Here is an 18,482-nt window from a genome sequence, read left to right as displayed (position 1 = left end):
GCGCTTAACTGGTATAAAATACAACGAGTTTGATTAAAAGAAAAAGCATACCCGCAGGTATGCTTTTACTTATTTTATGTCGGTTTAAAAGGCAATTATGGAAAAGTTCATCAATCACATTCAACTTGGTTACTTAGGTCTACTTCCGTTTTTAGGCTGCGTAGGCTGGCCGCTGATCACGGGCAGTAGTGCCATTAATTTAGAATTTTTCACTTTCTACAGCATAGCAATTTTGGCATTTATGGCCGGTAATTTATGGCATGCGGGCCAGCAAACTTATGCCGATGCCATCAAAGCCGTTTTGCCTATTATACCTATTGCCTTTTTGAGCTTTCTACCGCCAGCATGGATTCTGGCTTGGCTCGCAGCCAGCTTTTGGCTGGTGTTATTATTTGAAAAGAGCACACCTCAATGGCAAAACTACCACGTTGACTATCAAAAAATGCGCTTTGTACTTACCGGCGTGGTGTTTGTCTGCCATATATTTGTAATTGGTATTAGCGTCTATCCTGAGTAGCCCTTTCAGTGTGTTTGCGGTAACATCCGCGGCTCAGTTGTTTAAGGACTTGGTATGATAGATCAACTACGCGCTAAACTAGACCATCTTGGTGAGAACTACGTTGAAAAAGGTGCACACTTTAAAATAAAGGTGATCCCTTTTTTTTGTGCAATCCATATAAAGAAAGATCATAAAAATCAGGGGCTCATCACCTTTTACTCGAATCAACTTATCGAAATATTCTTAGCCGTTATGTTTTTATTGTTTGGCTTAATGCTCTTCGATACTGATGCAGGATTTACGCACGGGCCTATTCATATCGTGATTGCGGTGCTGTTAAGTTTTAACCTCATCTTAAAGCAAATCGCTATTGAGGGTTTAAAAACACGTTTAGCCTTGTGCCCTAAACTAGAAAATAGCGACCTCGCTGAGCAAGGTCACTGAGTCAATGTTTTTGGATCCAACGTGGCGTATTTTAACGGTCGGTGATGGCGATTTATCGTTTTCGCATGCCATTGCCAAGCATGTAAAACCAGCACAGCTTACTGCTTCAACCTATGATGCAGCACAGACAATAGAAGATAAATACGCCGACAACGCCCTTTCACAACTGCGTAAGTTAGGTATTCGTGTGCTCACAGAGTTTGATGTAACGAAACCCAGTGCTTGGCAACGCCTTGACCAACAACGTTTTGATGTGGTTATTTTTCAATTTCCACTCATTCCTGCATTCAAAGGTGAAGCCGCCTTTAAAGCACAAACAGGCTCTGGAAGCATGAATGTGCTGAATCGCGCATTGCTTTATCAATACTTAAAATATGCGCATCGCTTTGCACTTGATAAAAACGGCCCTATGCTGTGTTTTATTACTTCAAAAGACGTTAAACCTTACCGAGAATGGAACATTGAAGGGAGTTTAAACCAAGGTTTACCGTGTCATTATATTGGCCAAATGCCGTTTGATATTAGCCGTTTCCCAGGTTACAAAATTCGCAACGTCGACCGTGATAAGCATGTAAAAGACACCAGCGGCATCACGTATGTGTTTAGCAGTAAAAAAGACAACGACATCTGCTCAATGCTAACGATTCCGCCATACTTGGGTGAAAAACACTGTGCATTGTGTCGTGTGGGTCCCTACATGGCAAAAGAAGACGAAGACAAACATTTGCGCAGCAAAAAACACCTGCAAATGGAAAAGTTTGAACAAGACTGGCAGGCTTGGCTTGCACTTAATAGCGAGGAGTAAACATGAAATTTGTCATTGTGGGTACTAATTTTATCAGCGACACTTTTTTAGACGCAGCAACCCATGTTGAAGAATTCGATTTATACGGTGTATGTTCTCGTGAAGAGAGCACTGCTCGTTCGTTTTTAGCTAAACATACCAGCAATAATGCCAAAGTTTTCACGAGTATCGACGAAGTGTGCCACGATAATCAGGTTGAAGCTGTTTACATTGCTGCGCCAAATAGTCTGCATAAACACTACGCGGTTATGTGTTTAGCCGCAGGCAAACATGTACTGGGTGAAAAACCATCAGCGGCAAATAGTACTGAGTTAAATGAAATTATTCTCGCGGCAAAAAAGCATCAGCACCTGTATATGGAAGCGATGATGACCACTCACCTGCCTAATTTCGCCATTCTTAAACACGCACTTACCAAAATAGGCACGCCGCGCAAATATATAGGTCAATATAGTCAGTACTCTTCGCGTTACGACAAATACAAAAATGGGGACAGACCCAATACCTTTTTGCCTGAATTTGCTAACGGCGCTTTGGTTGATTTAGGGATCTATCCTTTGTATGTTTTGTTAGCTCTTTGGGGCGCCCCACAGAGTGTGCAAGCTAGTGGAGTTTTGCTGGAAACTGGGGTTGATGGTGCGGGTGATGTACTATTAAATTATGCAGATAAACAAGCAGTTATTAGTTATTCTAAAATCTCTCAAGGCGACAACTTTACCGAAATTCAAGGTGAAAAAGGCCGCATTAGAATCGAAGCGGTTTCTTTGTTAAAACGTATGCAGTTTATTGGTAATGATGGCACGGTTGAAGAACTTGCTCAGCCATTTGACGAGCATTTTATGCGCTATGAAGTAAGTCACTTTATAGCAGCAGCCAAAGCCGGACACATTGAGTCTGCTGTAAACACACACACCTTATCAAAACAGGTTATGGACGTGCTGGATACAGCGAGAGCTCAATTAGGTGTCGTGTATCCTGCTGATAATGACTAATAAGTCTGAGGGCAACTACTCTAGTTGCCCTAGCAAACTCAAAATACCCTCTTTTGTAATATTGCGAGCTTGCATGGCAACACTTACTCCCGCTTGCTGAACGATATCGAGTGATATTTTCTCAGCCATGACTTTTGCAAAATCGGTGTCTTCAATACGCTGATTCGCTGAACTTAGCATCAACGACTGGTTTGATTCATTACGGATGGTCGATTCAATCGCATTTATTTTTGCGCCTATTTCAGCCCTAAAGCCGCCAATACGTGACAATGCGGTGTCTATTCTCGTTATTGCATTTTGCGCTAAATTTTCGCTGCTTATGGTAATACCATCAATTGTTAAAGAACCCGCACTGGCATCAACACCCTCAAACAAAGCAAAACCTCATACCAATTTACTAGCATATTATAATTAGAAATGACGCATTGTTCAGACATCGCTTGTTCACGAGTAAATAATCACAATAAATACTGCCGAGTGTTTTGAGGTAAATTTTTGCGCACCTGACGTGCGTTTTTCAGTCCGTTGCGACTGAGCACCTTAAAATGCACTTTATCTCTGATAATCAATACATTACAGTTATGAATGCCTCACAACTTAGGTTTCATCGAAAATCGGCTACCGTTTAACGAAAAACATTTCTTAATCATCAAAACATCAGTAAAATCGCCCCCAAACTTCAGCTCTTATTTATTCATAAGGACAGTGATGCAGCGTACCATCCCCCCGTTTTTGATTGCTGTTATTTGCGTGTTATTAGCCATGGTCACCATTCAGTCAGGTGCATCTGTCGCTAAGCAATTATTCCCATTGATTGGCCCTGAAGGGACCACTGCATTGCGCCTCGGTTTTTCGGCGGCGATTCTGTGTTTAGTTTTTAAGCCTTGGAGAGCCTTTCCTCCTATTGGCCAGCGCATGCCGATTATTATTTACGGCTTAAGCTTAGGGGGTATGAATATACTTTTTTACTACGCTATCGAGCGTATTCCGCTGGGTATTGGTGTCGCACTGGAATTTACTGGTCCATTAGCGGTCGCACTTTTATCATCTCGTAAAAAGCGCGACTTATTTTGGGTTGCCTGCGCCATAGCAGGTATTGTGCTGTTATTACCTGATATGAAAGGTGAGGAAAGTCTCGACCCTGTAGGGGTCATTTTAGCGCTAGCGGCAGGAGCCTGTTGGGCATTTTATATTTTATTCGGTAAAAAAACGGGCAATCAGGGCTCAGGTGGCATGACCGTCGCTTTAGGTATGAGCATTGCAGCTATTGTACTTGTTCCCTATGGTGCAGCTTCACAAGGCATGGCGCTATTAAGTTGGGACGTTTTACCTTTAGGTATTCTAGTTGCCATTATGTCAAGTGCCCTGCCTTATACACTTGAAATGGTTGCACTTAGAAATATGCCCGCACAGGGTTTCAGTATCATGATGAGTTTGGAGCCTGCGGTAGCAGCCCTCGCTGGCTTTATTATCTTGGCTGAGTTTTTAAGTGTATGGCAATGGTTAGCCATTTTGCTCGTTATCACCGCATCGGTCGGAAGCTCAATGTCGACCTCAAAACAAACAAAAGTTGAAAGTAACGCTTAAAACTTTCACTATAAAGCCCATGAGCAATGGGCTTTATATCAATACACCCGATTCAATAAAATTATTTGTGATAATACTTAACATTTTTGTAAGTTGCGGGGTCAAAACTGGGGTATGCCGCAGTTCGCATTACATCAGCAATGGCCTTAAAAGTAATGACCCATGCTTTTCTGCATTCAGGGGTAAAATCATCCCCCAAGCCTGTTTTTAGCGTATATAACAATGCATTTCCTACCGGTGTGTAATCATCCACGCTTACACCGTAGTCAATATGTTTTCGTGCAAGTTGTTCAAGTACTGGCACGAGCTCATCTAAATTATCGAGCCCTTTAACTGCAATACCTAAGGTCATCATTAATTTTTTTCCTTGTGACCTTAAGTCGCTTTTAAAGAGTGTTTTAAGTTTAGGATCATACTCAAATAATTTGGCATAAAAAATGGCTGCTGCGTCGTCGGCTATGGGGGCTACCTTTTTAAAGCTATTTTGAACTAACTGTTTTTGATAAGCGCTGAGCATGCCTATTCCTTTTATAATGAAGATTGTTATTTCATACTAGTACATAAAGACGATTTTACTCCTCAAATACCCAATTTTTGTATGACCCCACTTTATTAACCTTATAACGCATACTGAATTAACTTTAAAATAGCGACTCTGGACGCCGCACTTTATTTACCTAGCCTACACAACGGCTTCGATTTTATGCCAGTGGCTTATTTTATAATGTCATCATTTAGCACACGCAATACCCCCTCTTCCACACGTTGTTCCGCTAACCATTTGGACCAAGAATAAAATGGTGATATCTCCTTAAAATTACTCATAATTTTACATGTTGCTAAGCAGCGATAAGCCACTATTAAAATAGACGGTAAGCACAAAATGAAATACGCCTTATAAGCTGCCCTCTTACAAAATAAACTGACATATTTTGTTACATTTATTTGTATTAACATAACACTTTAGATTTAAATCTTGATGATAATTATTATCAGTTGTGATAAGTTTACCGCGAATTATTTTAATCAAAACAATAATCAACCATTGCCATTTACTGCTCACAACACGCGGAGATAAGAATGAAATTAACTCAGTTGCCACTTGCAACCGCTATTATTTATGCATTGAATCCACAACTCAGTTTCGCACAGCAAACTGCTGAGGCTGAAGCGAATATTGAAACACTTGAGATTGTGGGTGTTCGCCAAAATCGTATAAGTGAAGGCGCAACTGGCCTTGCACTAGAGATTGATGAAACACCACAATCAATCAGTATCATCTCCGCAGAGCAACTAAAAAACTATTCAGCCTTTAATATCAACGATGCGCTACGTTTAGCCCCAGGCATCAATGTTGAAGAATGGGAAACAAATCGTACTAACTACACGTCGCGTGGCTTTGAAATTAAAAACACCCAAATTGATGGGGTTGGTTTGCCAAATGATTGGGGCATTGTAACCGGGGCTATGGAAGCCTATGGCTACGAAAACATTGAAGTTATCCGTGGAGCAAATGGCCTTTTAACGGGTGTTGGTAATGCATCGGGCACGATTAACTATGTTCGTAAGCGCCCAAAAAATGAAAATGGTGGTGAAGTAGGTGTTTCATTTGGCTCATGGGACTTTAAACGTCTTCAAGCAGATTACTCTTTGCTTTTAACTGATTCGGGGAGCTGGGCAGCCCGCTTTGTTGCGGCTGCTGAAGATAAAGAATCTTACCTTGACGGGCTTGGAAATAACCGTGAGTTTTTCTCTGTTATTGTTGATGGTCAATTAACAGATAACTCCACTGTTACCGCTGGTTATTCTTATCAAGATGCTGATACCGATGGTAATACATGGGGTGGGCTGGTGTATAACTACACTGATGGCAGCCAAGCAAAATGGGATGTGAGCGACACAACCACCCAAGAATGGACAATGTGGGACACCATCAACACTTCTGCATTTATTGAATACAACTATATTTTTGCTAACGCTTGGCAACTGCAAGCAAGCTATAACTTCCGCGGTTTTGAAGAGCAAGACAAGCTATTTTATGCCAGCGGCAAGATTGATAAAGACACGCACTTAGGCTTAAGTGGTTGGCCGGGTCGTTATGACAGTGATATAGATGCAGACTTATTTGAAATCAAAGCATTTGGTGCCTTTGAATTATTTGGTAAAGAACATCAGGCAAGCGTTGGTGTAAGCCATGCAAAAAGTGATGACGTGATGTATCAACACCCATTTGATTTTGCAAACACACCGGCCTATGGTCCAATCCTAGCATTTCCATATGACTTAGATGCTATACCTGAGCCAGATTGGTTAGCGCCTGTTTTATATTCTGATATCGAACAAAAGCTAACGCGTTACTTTGGCTCTGCTCAGTTAAACATTACTGATAAATTATTTACCGTAGTTGGTTTTAACACTATTGAATTTGAGCGCTCAGGCATGAATGCCGGTGCATCAATTGATAATGACGAGAGCGAGACGAGCCCCTATGTTGGTTTTACTTATAAGTTAAACGACGATTTAAACTTATATGCAAGTTACTCTGATATTTATCAGCCGCAAGAGCAAGCAGATTACAACGGCCAATACTTAGCCCCCACCAAAGGCACTAACTTTGAAACAGGTGTTAAGGCTTCTTGGTTTGACGATGCACTAATGACAACGTTTGCCTATTTTACTGCTGAGCAAGATAACTTTGCTCAATACGCGGGCCTGACAGAAGATGGTATTTATTACTATAAAGGCGTGTCTATTGAGTCAGAAGGCTATGAATTTGAAGTCACTGGAAAGATTACCGACAACATCAATATCGTCGCTTCTTATACACATATTGATGTAACTGATGAAAATGGTGATGATACCAATAAATGGGCGCCTCGTGATGTTGTAGGTGTAACAGTAGATTATGCGGTGACCGATGCGGTGGTTGTGGGCTTAAATGGCCGTTGGCAATCTAAAATCGAAAGCACTGACTACAATGTAAAACAAGGGAGTTATGGCTTACTTAATGCCTTTGCTCGATGGAATATCAACGACAACATTGACATACAAGCAAACGTCAACAACATCACTGACGAGCAGTACATTAATAGTTTACAAACCGTGGGTTATTATGGTGCGCCTACAAACGGCAGCCTAACCTTAACTTATAAGTTTTAACTGGGTGGATGTGTCGCCCATCGGGGCGACACAATTTTATTAATTAGGGCAACTGCCTAACTCGTAATACCCCGCACTAGTTTGCGCTAAGGTGCTGGTATAAAAAGTGTTGTAAAGACCTAAGTTATCACCTGAGCCCAACGCATAAGCGTATGATCCATTCGTCGTCGCACGATTAGCCTGTACATGTGCATAGTTACTTGAAGTCGTCTCTGTACACATATAATCGCCAGTAACCCCAGCATCGATGACAAAACTAATGCTGTCAGTTGATGACTAATCCAATGTGGTAGAGCAATTAAAAAAGCGAACCATAACTATAGTGCTATAAAATTAAGGACAATAAAGCCAAAAGAAGCAACGCGTTTATAATATCAATATGTGAAATTACACCAAAACCGATTAACAAAACCCAATAAAAAAGCCTCACAATCTTATTGTTAGGCTTTCAGTAAAAAATACAACTTAACGCTCAAATTTAACGCTTTAGGTGTTTAGGGTCTGGCTTCCTAACTTTTGCAACCAAGGGGTGATTCATCTTCTTTAATTCTGTTAACACAAGTTGAGCAACCTCCGTTGCACCTAGTTGGTTCAAATGGGTGTCATCTGTTACACCTAACGGGTAATTAGGGTGCAAATCAGGGGCAATATGCATGAAACGTAATGCAGAGCCGTCATCACCTAGCGCTTGAAAGTAGCGTTTAGTAATTGCTTCCATGTCAATAAAATCAACCTTTGTTTGTTTAGCAACATCTCTTACCGCATCTGCATACAGCGGGTGCGTCTCTTTAATCGTTCCGTCTTCATTAAAATAGCGGCGCGTTATCGGTGTCATTAACAGGGGGTGAGCTTGCTTTTCGCGCACATCTTTGATGAAGCCAAGTAAATTTGCTTTAAAGTCGGGTACGGATGTGTAGCGGTCAACTTTTTGTTTTGATTGATCATTATGACCAAACTGTATGATGACATAGTCCCCTGGCTTAATCTCGTCCATAATCATTTGCCAACGACCTTCTGATTTAAAAGTCCGTGTGCTGCGACCATTTTTAGCCAGGTTAATTACCTGTACTTGATCATTAAAGAAGTATTGAAAAGGCATTCCCCACCCTGTTTCTGGGTAATCTTTCACTTCTTTTATTGACATTGTAGAGTCTCCCGCCATAAAAACGTTGATCTGTTCATCAGCCTGAGCAGTAGACGAAAGCGCAACACCGACGTATAGAAACCTTAAAAAATGTTTAAACATTGAACTCTCACTGTAGAAAATTAACTCAATAAAAATGACCCTAGCACACACTGCCACCGGTGGCAAATAAATAAATAAAATCAACCCACTATTGCACCATCATGTAACTTGCGGCGGTTTTAAAAACGTTAATTTGTAAAGGAAATATTAATATTTTTGGTTTATTTGGTTTGACAGCACGAATTTTTACGTATAATTTCTACCTAAATGCCACCGGTAGCAAAACAAGGATTAAAGTGACATTTTACTCTTTGCGTAATTGAACACACAATCGCATAAAAAAATAACAGGATATGACTTATGCCGTTTGAAAGTCATGTAATTTATAACAATAAACTACAACTGGAACAGCAATGACAACAAGTAAGCAAACATTCAAACTAAGCTCTCTTATGACCTCACTATTACTCAGTGGCGTAATGGGAAGTTATGCTGCTAATGCACAAGAACAACAAAATAATGCAGTAGAAGATGATGGCATCGAAATTATTCAGGTTAAAGGCTACCGTGGCAGTATTAATGCAGCGCTAATGTCTAAGCGTGAGGCGGTAGGCACACGCGAAACAATCATTGCTGAAGATATTGGTAAGTTTCCAGATCTAAACGTTGCCGACTCCCTGGCTCGAGTACCCGGTATCTCTATTGAAGAAGATGCTGGCGAAGGACGTCAAATAACAATTAGGGGTCTTGGTTCTCGGTTTGTAAAAACAACGATTAATGGCATGGAATCAGCTTCAGCAGGAGCAGCAACCGATGCGGCTGGTGGCTCTAATACTTCACGCGCCTTTGATTATAACGTGTTTGCTTCAGAACTCTTTACACAAATAGACATCGATAAGACCGTGTCTGCAGAAAGAGAAGATGGCGGGATTTCAGGTAATGTCAATTTACAGACTGCGCGCCCTTTCCAATATGAAGGCTTTAAAGGCTCATACAATGTCAATGCCCGCTATAACGATATTTCTGAGGATGTATCGCCGCGCGTGTCATTTATGCTCAGTAATAACTGGGATAATAAATTCGGTGTACTTGCCTCTGTTGCATACAGTGATGGGACCGTCCAAAGTGAAGGTTCATCAACGGTTCGCTGGACCGTCAATAATCCAAACTATGTTGATGGCGGTTCACCTGTTGGTCAAGGAGGTACAAACTACCTATCAGCTGCACCTAAGACCATTTTGTTAGAAAATGGCAATTACACAAACGATAATCTGGATGGTTTATATTTACCCCGTATACCTCGTTATTCTATCTTTTCAAAAGAGCAAAAACGCCTAGGTGCAACCGTCGCCTTCCAGTACGCTCCTACTGATAATCTTTCAATGAACTTAGATATTCTCCATGCAGAGCTAGACACGACAATGGATGAATATCAATACTCAGTATTGTTACGTGATCAAAAAAATATCGTACCTGAAAACATCTATACAGATCCTAACAATACAATTGTTGCTGGTGCGTTTTCAAATGCAATTATACGTTCAGAAGCACGACAAGATTCCTCTGAATCAAACTTTGATCAAGTAAGCTTTACGGGTGATTGGTACATTAATGATCGTTTAAAAATGAGCTTTTTAGTAGGTAAAGGAAAATCTGATTTGGATGTACCTTATCTTCGCACTTTTGCACTTGATGCAGAGGGCTCAACCGTTGCTTACAGTTACGACAGTAATATTGACCCACTTTCTCTAATTAATAATCCCGGTGGTGAAGCGATAGGCAGTGCGCAGTTAAACACAACAATGCCATCATTTGCTTTTGCAGCAGGACAAGCTCCTGGAAACGCGTTTACCAAAGAGCAATTACAAAACACCATGCTAGACGCTAGCAATTACAGTGCTGGGCTCGTTCGTAACCGCGCACAAACTATTGAGAGCGAAAACTCAACCATTAAACTTGATTTTGCCTACGAACTTAATGATGAATACACAGTGAAATTTGGTGTAGGGCAGCGTAGCTTTGAAACTGAACAACACGACTTCCGCAACGCGTGGAAAAACCTAGATATAGAAACGAACAAAACCAGCGGTAAATCAGCTGAAACACAAGTTATTGACTTAGATGCCGATCAAATAGCGGGAGACTTATTTTCTACCACACTTAATGAGACCGGTATTCACTTTGGTAATAATGCCTCAGTACCGAGCACTTCAACACTATTTGGCTCTACATGGCTAACACCTGACTACAATGCCATGATGGATGCATTTTCTAATGCCGCCTTTTTTGAAGCGAAGGAAGAGTACAAACGTGCCTATTATATAAAAGAAGAGGTAAACACAGCCTACCTTCAACTTAACTTTAGAAAAGATATATTCAATTCAGAACTAAGGGGTAATTTAGGTCTTCGCTATGTTGATAACAAAAACACGAGCCGAATTGTAAATCTGGATCATATTTACAAAGATGGCTACACAGCAGGCAAAGGTGATGGCGCTAACTTTGAAAATGGTTATGGTTGGCGAGAATCGATTAGCACAGGTGATGAATGGTTACCTTCGCTTAACCTAGCTTATGATATCACTGAAGATTTAGTCGGTCGTTTTAGTTACTCACACGCTATTACCCGACCAAAACTATCTGACTTACGTTCATCAATAAGTGTTAATACCCCTGATGAGCAAGACCCTACCGCAACAATTAAACGTGGTGCGGGTCCGTCACTTGAGCCGTACAAAGCAAAACAATACGATATAGGTCTAGAGTGGTACTTTGCAGATGAATCTCTGGTTGCGGGTTCTGTTTTCTTTAAAAATATCACCGGTATTTCATCTGAAAGTAGTGATGAAGTGTTAAGTCAGGCTGAGTTAGATCGCTTGGGTATCGACATTGGTGATATGAACGCAGAAGATATTACCTGGACCGTAACCCAACTTACTAATACCGACGCTGAAGATATGTGGGGCGCTGAGTTTATTTATCAGCAGCCATTTACGTTCTTGCCTGAGCCCTTTAATAACTTAGGGATCCAAGCAAACTACACATATATCGACTATACCCGCGATATCGAAGACCCTTTTTATGGTAATTCACTAAGCCTAGTTGAAGAAGAAACATCAAAAAATACATATAATTTAACCGTATATTATGAAGTAGATAATTGGTCAGCACGTTTCTCATACAACTATCGTGGTGGTTATAACAAACAATACCTCGATGAATACAAAGATGAATCAACGTTTGTACGTGGCTATGATGACAAAGCAAAACTCAACTTCTCTGCTCGCTATGAACTGACAGAAAATATGAGCTTGTCGTTTGAAGCCGTTAACTTAACTGATGAAAAGCAAGAGATGTGGAATGATATTTACACACCTCGCCCATACGAAAGCTTATCATCAGGACGCCAATTCTTAGTCGGCTTGCGCGGATCATTTTAACAAATGACTCCCCTCCAAATAACCAATACTGTGTGGTTGGTTATTTTTTATAAAATCTCTAGCAACAATTGCCACCGGTGGCAATTGTTGCTAGAGTACTTCAACTATAAAAACAATTAGCACACACGTTGTGACTACAGGAACCTTGAGTATGAACAATAATCGCCGATTTTTTCTTAAAGCCTTCGCCTCGAGTAGTTTAGTAGGTACTGCTGCATTAATGGGCTGCAAAAGTGCGAGTGTAAATACCTTACTGACGCCAACAGATAATAATGATTGGTCAGCAGCCGAAGCGATTAAAAAGAACATTAAAGTACCACAGTTCCCCGAGAGTGCTTTTAATATCGTTGACTTTGGCGCTCAAAGTGGCGGTACGTTTAATAATAGCCATGCTATAAAAAAGGCTATTTTAACCTGCCACCAACAAGGTGGTGGAAAAGTTATTATTCCTGAGGGTGTATTTTATACCGGCCCGATTCACTTATTATCGAACGTTAATTTACACCTTGAAAAAAACGCAGTGCTAAGTTTTAGTACTAATCCAGATGACTACCTACCTGCAGTATTCACTCGTTGGGAAGGCCTCGAGATGATGGGGTATTCCCCTTTAATTTATGCGTATGGCCAACAAAATATAGCTATCACTGGCGAAGGTGTACTAGAGGGTAATGCGAATAATACCACTTGGTGGCCATGGAAAGGTCCGCACAAAGAAAAACACTGGGAATTACAATACCAAGAAAATGGTCAATTGATGGATCAAAAACCAGCACGTAAACAATTAATGGTTGATGCTGAAAACGCCTTACCTGTTACTGAGCGAATCTACGCTGATGGTGCATATCTGCGCCCCCCTTTCATTCAACCCTACCGCTGTAATAATGTGTTAATTGAGGGAGTGACTATCAAAAACTCTCCTTTTTGGTTAGTAAACCCCGTGTTATGTAACAGTGTGACAGTCAGTGGTGTCACGTTTTCAAGCCATGGGCCAAATTCCGATGGTTGCGATCCAGAAAGCTGCAATCATGTGCATATAAAAGACTGTACGTTCGATACAGGTGATGACTGTATTGCAATTAAATCGGGGCGAAATGCTGACGGTCGTCGCGTCAACACGCCATCTGCCAATATAGTGATCGAAAACTGTCACATGAAAGAAGGTCACGGTGGTGTCGTCATTGGCAGTGAAATATCAGGCGGTGTGAACAATGTTTACGTACAAGATTGCACGATGGACAGTCCACATTTAGAACGTGCCATCCGTATTAAAACCAATTCTGTCCGCGGTGGATTAATTGCGCATATTCGCATTCGTAATGTTGAAGTTGGCACAGTAAAAAATGCAATTGTTATTAATTTCTTTTACGAAGAAGGTGATGCAGGCCAATTTGACCCCACCGTACGCGATATCGTTATAGACAATCTGCACTGTAATAACGTGCTTGATAAAGCGTTCTATTTAAATGGATTTGAGCGGGCACCTATCAAAGATTTTACAATTATAAATAGCCACTTTGATAACGTCGCAAAACAGTCAATCGTTAAAAATATCACCGATTTCAATGTTGAAAACGTCACCTTGAACAATCAATCAATTAGCGCAAAACAATTATTAGCGGAGTCAATCTAATGGCACAGAGCGCATTTTCTAAATTAATGGCAGGACAACCGATTTTGCCAATCATCCAAGCACATGATCCACAGCAAGGAGTCGCCGTTGCTCGGGCTATGCAAGATGCTGGTATTAATTTAGTCGAAGTTGTACTTCGCACTGAGCAATCATTAGCTGCAATAACAGCGATAAAATCGGCATTACCAAATCTCATCGTGGGTGCGGGGACAATTACCCGTAGTGACACATTAAATAACGCCATTAATGCAGGCGCTGATTACATTGTAACGCCAGCAGTATCGCCTCGCCTGCTAGATGCTTTAGCAAGTTGTGGCAAACCATGCTTACCAGGCGTATCGAATAATGCCGATATTCTTCTCGCCAGTGAATATGGCTTTACAGAACACAAGTTATTCCCAGCTTCATTGTGTGGCGGAATCGATTTTTTACACGCTGTCTCGAGTGTTTTTCAAGAGGTACGCTTTTGTCCTACAGGCGGTGTAAATGCTCAAAATTTCAAAGATTTTTTAGCATTAGATAATGTATTTGCTGTGGGTGGAACGTGGGTCGCAAAACCTGATTGGGTGAATACAAAAGACTGGCAAAGTATCACTCAAGCCTGCGCTAACGTACTAACAAAATAAATTGGCCTATTTTGCCACCGGTGGCTAATAAGTAAATGAATAAAGGAATAAAGGAAACACTATGACTCGTCAATCACAGTCTCTTAAACTACATCCTGATCGCCTATTTTCAAGCGATCCCGCTGTCGTAAGCATTGCCCGTGAACTTTACAATGAAATTAAAGATCTCCCTATTGTAAGCCCACACGGCCACACAGACCCTAAATGGTTTAATGAAAACCCTCATTTTGGTAACGCTACTGAGCTTTTCATAAAACCAGATCACTATGTGTTTAGAATGCTCTACAGCCAAGGCATCGACTTAACAACGTTAGGAATTCCTGAGCATGGCTTAGAAGGTGATATGGCGCGTTCTAAAAGCGTTGATCCAAAAAAAGCATGGCAAATTTTTGCGGACAATTATTACTTGTTCGCAGGTACACCCAGTGGCTATTGGCTAGACGCTGTATTTAGCGATGTTTTTGGTTTTACTGAAAAATTAAATTCAGACAATGCGCAAGACTATTATGACAAAATCACCGCAGAGCTGGCGACTGATGCCTATAAACCGCATGCGCTAATGGACCGTTTCAATATTGAGCTAATTGCAACCACAGAAGGTGCGCTAGACTCGCTCGAACATCATCGTGGCATGGCTGGCACAAACATGGCAAAGCGAGTTATTACAACGTTTAGACCAGATGATGTGGTTGATGCAAGTCGCGAAGACTTTATTGATAATGTCGCAAAACTAGGGGAGCTAACCGAGCAAGATACCACAACATGGCAAGGGTATTTAGACGCTATACGTATTCGCCGTGAGTACTTTAAAAAAGAAGGTCGCGCAACAGCCACTGACCATGGGCACCCCAGTGCAATAACTGCCGACTTGTCACTGAGTGAATGTGAAGCATTGTTCGAAAAATGCCGAACTGGTCACGCAAATGAGCAAGAACAAGAACTGTTTCGTGGACAAATGCTGACCGAGCTTGCAGGCATGAGTATCGAGGATGGTTTAGTAATGCAAATCCACCCAGGTGCACACCGCAACCATAACCAACCGATTTTCAATCAATTCGGTCGTGATAAAGGGGCAGATATCCCAAGCCAAACAGAATATGTAAACGCGCTTAAACCACTATTGAGTAAATACGGTAATCATCCAAAGTTAAAAATCATCTTATTCACCCTCGATGAAACCACCTATAGCCGCGAGCTTGCGCCACTTGCAGGCCACTACCCTAGCCTAAAACTAGGGCCTGCATGGTGGTTCCATGATAGTCCGGCTGGTATGCTGCGTTTTCGTCAACAAACCACTGAAACAGCGGGCTTCTATAATACTGTTGGTTTTAATGATGATACGCGTGCATTTTTATCTATTCCAGCCCGCCACGATGTCGCGCGTCGTGTGGATTGTCGCTATTTAGCTGAACTTGTTGCTAATCACCAAATTAGTATTGAGTCAGCGCATGAACTCGCTTATCAGTTAACCTATGGTTTAGTGAAAAAAGCATACAACTTATAATAAAAACACTTAGGCCAAAGCTTTGCTTTGGCCTTTTCAGGGGAGAACAACAATGAAACATTTACCCTCACGTCACCTGATACACACATCACTGATTACTTTCGCTGCTTTGTCTGTTACCGCTTGCCAACAAGCAGAACAACCCCAGCATCACAGCATAAAAGAAGCACAGACAGGTTCTGTTGCCACTGTTGATATTGCTAATCCCAGCCCGTTTAATCGCGAAGATGAAGCTATTTATTTAAGCTACTACGACTTAGGTGTAGCACCTAATACAACGCTTGCGGTAAATATCGGCGATAATCAAGTTGCCAATCAAGCGATTGATAAAGATTTGGATGGAAAGAACGATGGTATTTTGTTCGTTACTGATCTTTCTAAAGGTGAAAATATACACGCAGAGATAATCTCAACAACACGTCTCGCACCTTCCAAAAAGCGTGTACAAGCAGATTTAGCTCATAAAGTGGGTGGTGAATGGGTACCTCATACTCGCCCACCAAAACACCAACAAAATGCTGGAATGAAAGAATATGTCGGTGGCCTGTTTAAAAATGTTCAATCCATAACCCCTCCTGAATATTACACAGACCATTCAAACTGGATCCGCTATGAAGGACCGGGGATCGAATCAGATAAGGTCGGTTATCGCATTTACCTCGATTGGCGTAATGGTTTTGATATCTTCGGAAAACTGACTCCAGAACCCGTATTGCACAACGTTGGTTTAGATGGTTATAAGTCGTATCATTCGCTGCAAGATTGGGGAATGGACTTATTAAAAGTAGGAGGATCGCTAGGTGCAGGTGGTTTTGCCTATACCAATGAGAAAGGTAAGCTTGAACATGTCAGCAAAGTAGATACTCGTACTGCAAGCATCACTGCGAATGGCGATCTATTCGCCCAAATTCAACTTGATTACCATGGCTGGCAAAACAGCGTACAGCAACAAGACCTCAGTGCATTTATCAGTATGCAAGCGGGTTCTCCACTGGCAGAAGTCACCTTAAAACTCGACAAACCACTTGATAACATCACCGCAGGCCTTGTAAAACATCCCGATACGACCTTTTTAAAAGCCGATTTACAAAGCATGAGCAATTATGGCTATGGGTATATTGCAAGTTGGGGCAAACAAAGTCTCGACGGTAAGGCGCTAGGCATGGTGGTTTTTTTCAAAAAAGGGGATGTAAAAACAGTACGCCAAGATGATAAAAACTACTTAGTAGAATTAACGCCAAAAGGCCAGCAAGGCAGTCAGCAAGTTCACTATTATTTTGCATCTTTATGGCAAGCACAAAGTGGTATTAATACCGTAGAACAATTTGAGCATTATATTAAACAACAAGCGCAAAAGCTGACCATTAAGCCTCGAATTCAGCTCAAAACATCGTTGACACAGAATGCAATGCAAGCGTCTATCTCCGCAGAGTCTGCACTTAAGTGGACACAAGCATTCGCAGATTCTGAACTGGCGCGTAAAACGCTAGGCTACCACTATAATGGATGGGATGTTAACCGTAAGCGCTCTCCAAAGTTTGAATATGACATTATTGGTATTCAACCGTATGCTTATTACACACTTGGTGAACTCACAGATAATGCGGAATATAAACAAGTCATTGAAAAAGTGCCCGGAAGCTTTATTTCTGAAGATGGCCTTATTTCAGCCTATAAACAAAGCAATTTTAATATTGATAATATTCCGCCTGGTCGCAATTTAATTACGCTATACCAGCAAACAAATGAACAAAAGTATCTAAAAGCAATTCATGCGCTAAGAGAGCAATTACATAAACACCCTCGCACGTCGACAGGGGCATTTTGGCATAAGAAAAAATACCAAGGCCAAGTATGGCTTGATGGTGTGTATATGGGTATGCCTTTTTTAGCTGAGTACGCAGCCTTATTTGAATCGGGTCACCAACAACAAGAAACCTTTGCCGAAGTGGTGAACGAATTTAACTTAACCCGCGAGTTTTTAAAAGATACACAAACAGGGCTTTACTATCACGGCTGGGATGAGCTTAAACAACAGGCATGGGCTAATAAATCAACGGGGCTTTCACACGAGGTATGGGCTCGCGGAATGGGCTGGCTTGCGATGGCCGTTGTCGATGTACTTGATTATATTCCTGAACAAAATAGTCAGCAACGAAAACACTTACTTACCATGGTGCAAGAAATTGCCGACAGTCTAGAAAAAACGCAAGACCCAGCAACCGGCACTTGGTGGCAGGTAATGGATAAACCCAATGCGATAGGTAATTATAGAGAGTCATCAGCAACGGCGATGTTTACCTACTTCTATGCAAAAGCAATAAATAAGGGCTACTTAAGCACCGATTACCTTGCTACTGCATATAAGGCCTACCAGGGATTATTAAACGAATTTACCTTATTGCACCAAGATGGCACTGTGTCTATGACTAACCAATGTTATGTAGCGGGGCTTGGCTTTGGCCGTGATGGGAGCTATGACTACTACATGAGTGAACCTGTTGTTGCAAACGACCCTAAAGGCAACGCGGCGTATATTTTAGCTGGCACAGAAATGGTAAAATTGCTTCGTCAGAAAAGTAAATAATCATGCAAACATTTCGCTATTTA

The 18,482-nt window shown here is 41.4% G+C and carries 15 protein-coding genes; 11 read left to right on the top strand and 4 right to left on the bottom strand.

Going from position 1 to position 18,482, the window contains the following annotated elements; genetic code table 11:
* The first annotated feature begins 97 nt into the window (after positions 1 to 97).
* The 4 genes from BM378_RS04900 to BM378_RS04885 are packed head-to-tail and all read left to right on the top strand — an operon-like array spanning position 98 to position 2,740.
* Positions 98 to 517: a DUF3429 domain-containing protein gene (locus BM378_RS04900; protein ID WP_036972248.1), complete on the top strand. Its 420-nt coding sequence runs from the start codon at positions 98 to 100 to the stop codon at positions 515 to 517.
* 54 nt (positions 518 to 571) lie between these two features.
* Positions 572 to 943: a hypothetical protein gene (locus BM378_RS04895; protein WP_036972250.1), complete on the top strand. Its 372-nt coding sequence runs from the start codon at positions 572 to 574 to the stop codon at positions 941 to 943.
* Between the two features lie 4 nt (positions 944 to 947).
* The gene (locus BM378_RS04890; RefSeq protein WP_036972252.1) at positions 948 to 1,748 is read left to right on the top strand and encodes a class I SAM-dependent methyltransferase; all 801 of its coding nucleotides are present in this window, start codon (positions 948 to 950) and stop codon (positions 1,746 to 1,748) included.
* A gap of 2 nt (positions 1,749 to 1,750) precedes the next feature.
* Complete coding sequence (locus BM378_RS04885; RefSeq protein WP_036972254.1) at positions 1,751 to 2,740, top strand: Gfo/Idh/MocA family protein; 990 nt, start codon at positions 1,751 to 1,753, stop codon at positions 2,738 to 2,740.
* Positions 2,741 to 2,755: 15 nt separating this feature from the next.
* On the opposite strand, the gene BM378_RS04880 is transcribed toward BM378_RS04885, so the two are convergent.
* Entirely contained in the window at positions 2,756 to 3,115 is a 360-nt protein-coding gene (locus BM378_RS04880; protein WP_051501874.1) for a flagellin, read from the bottom strand.
* 333 nt (positions 3,116 to 3,448) lie between these two features.
* Between BM378_RS04880 and BM378_RS04875 the strand changes: the two genes are divergently transcribed.
* The gene (locus BM378_RS04875; RefSeq protein WP_036972256.1) at positions 3,449 to 4,327 is read left to right on the top strand and encodes an EamA family transporter; all 879 of its coding nucleotides are present in this window, start codon (positions 3,449 to 3,451) and stop codon (positions 4,325 to 4,327) included.
* 61 nt (positions 4,328 to 4,388) lie between these two features.
* Here BM378_RS04875 and BM378_RS04870 read toward each other — a convergent pair whose 3' ends face one another.
* Positions 4,389 to 4,844 carry a globin family protein gene (locus tag BM378_RS04870; protein ID WP_036972258.1) on the bottom strand — a complete coding sequence of 152 codons (456 nt, stop codon included), beginning with the start codon at positions 4,842 to 4,844 and terminating at the stop codon, positions 4,389 to 4,391.
* 563 nt (positions 4,845 to 5,407) lie between these two features.
* Here BM378_RS04870 and BM378_RS04865 point away from each other — a divergent pair.
* On the top strand, positions 5,408 to 7,486 hold the full coding sequence (locus BM378_RS04865) for a TonB-dependent siderophore receptor (RefSeq protein WP_074988735.1): 2,079 nt from the start codon (positions 5,408 to 5,410) through the stop codon (positions 7,484 to 7,486).
* Positions 7,487 to 7,525: 39 nt separating this feature from the next.
* Here the strand turns inward: BM378_RS04865 and BM378_RS04860 are convergent, their stop codons facing one another.
* Positions 7,526 to 7,708 (bottom strand): hypothetical protein, encoded by a 183-nt coding sequence (locus BM378_RS04860; RefSeq protein WP_218158190.1) that lies wholly within the window; start codon positions 7,706 to 7,708, stop codon positions 7,526 to 7,528.
* Between the two features lie 256 nt (positions 7,709 to 7,964).
* Positions 7,965 to 8,732, bottom strand: coding sequence for a rhamnogalacturonan acetylesterase (locus tag BM378_RS04855; RefSeq protein WP_065978974.1), 768 nt, complete (start codon positions 8,730 to 8,732; stop codon positions 7,965 to 7,967).
* A 353-nt stretch (positions 8,733 to 9,085) separates the two neighbouring features.
* On the opposite strand from BM378_RS04855, the gene BM378_RS04850 reads away from it, so the two are divergent.
* From BM378_RS04850 to BM378_RS04830, 5 genes are all read left to right on the top strand, one after another.
* Positions 9,086 to 12,112, top strand: coding sequence for a TonB-dependent receptor (locus tag BM378_RS04850; protein WP_074988734.1), 3,027 nt, complete (start codon positions 9,086 to 9,088; stop codon positions 12,110 to 12,112).
* Positions 12,113 to 12,263: 151 nt separating this feature from the next.
* A complete protein-coding gene (locus BM378_RS04845) occupies positions 12,264 to 13,742 on the top strand; it encodes a glycoside hydrolase family 28 protein (RefSeq protein ID WP_074988733.1) in 1,479 nt (492 codons plus the stop codon).
* Positions 13,742 to 14,368 carry a bifunctional 4-hydroxy-2-oxoglutarate aldolase/2-dehydro-3-deoxy-phosphogluconate aldolase gene (gene eda, locus BM378_RS04840; protein WP_074988732.1) on the top strand — a complete coding sequence of 209 codons (627 nt, stop codon included), beginning with the start codon at positions 13,742 to 13,744 and terminating at the stop codon, positions 14,366 to 14,368. Before BM378_RS04845 ends, eda begins: the two co-directional genes overlap by 1 nt.
* A 61-nt stretch (positions 14,369 to 14,429) precedes the next feature.
* Complete coding sequence (gene uxaC / locus BM378_RS04835) at positions 14,430 to 15,872, top strand: glucuronate isomerase (protein WP_074988731.1); 1,443 nt, start codon at positions 14,430 to 14,432, stop codon at positions 15,870 to 15,872.
* A gap of 52 nt (positions 15,873 to 15,924) precedes the next feature.
* Positions 15,925 to 18,459 (top strand): glycoside hydrolase family 88 protein, encoded by a 2,535-nt coding sequence (locus tag BM378_RS04830; protein WP_074988730.1) that lies wholly within the window; start codon positions 15,925 to 15,927, stop codon positions 18,457 to 18,459.
* Positions 18,460 to 18,482: the final 23 nt, after the last annotated feature.

It is taken from the genome of Pseudoalteromonas lipolytica (assembly GCF_900116435.1).
In the GTDB taxonomy this organism is placed as follows: domain Bacteria; phylum Pseudomonadota; class Gammaproteobacteria; order Enterobacterales; family Alteromonadaceae; genus Pseudoalteromonas; species Pseudoalteromonas lipolytica.
Note: the sequence above shows the minus strand (reverse complement) of the source record. Positions and strands in the feature narration are given on the sequence as shown.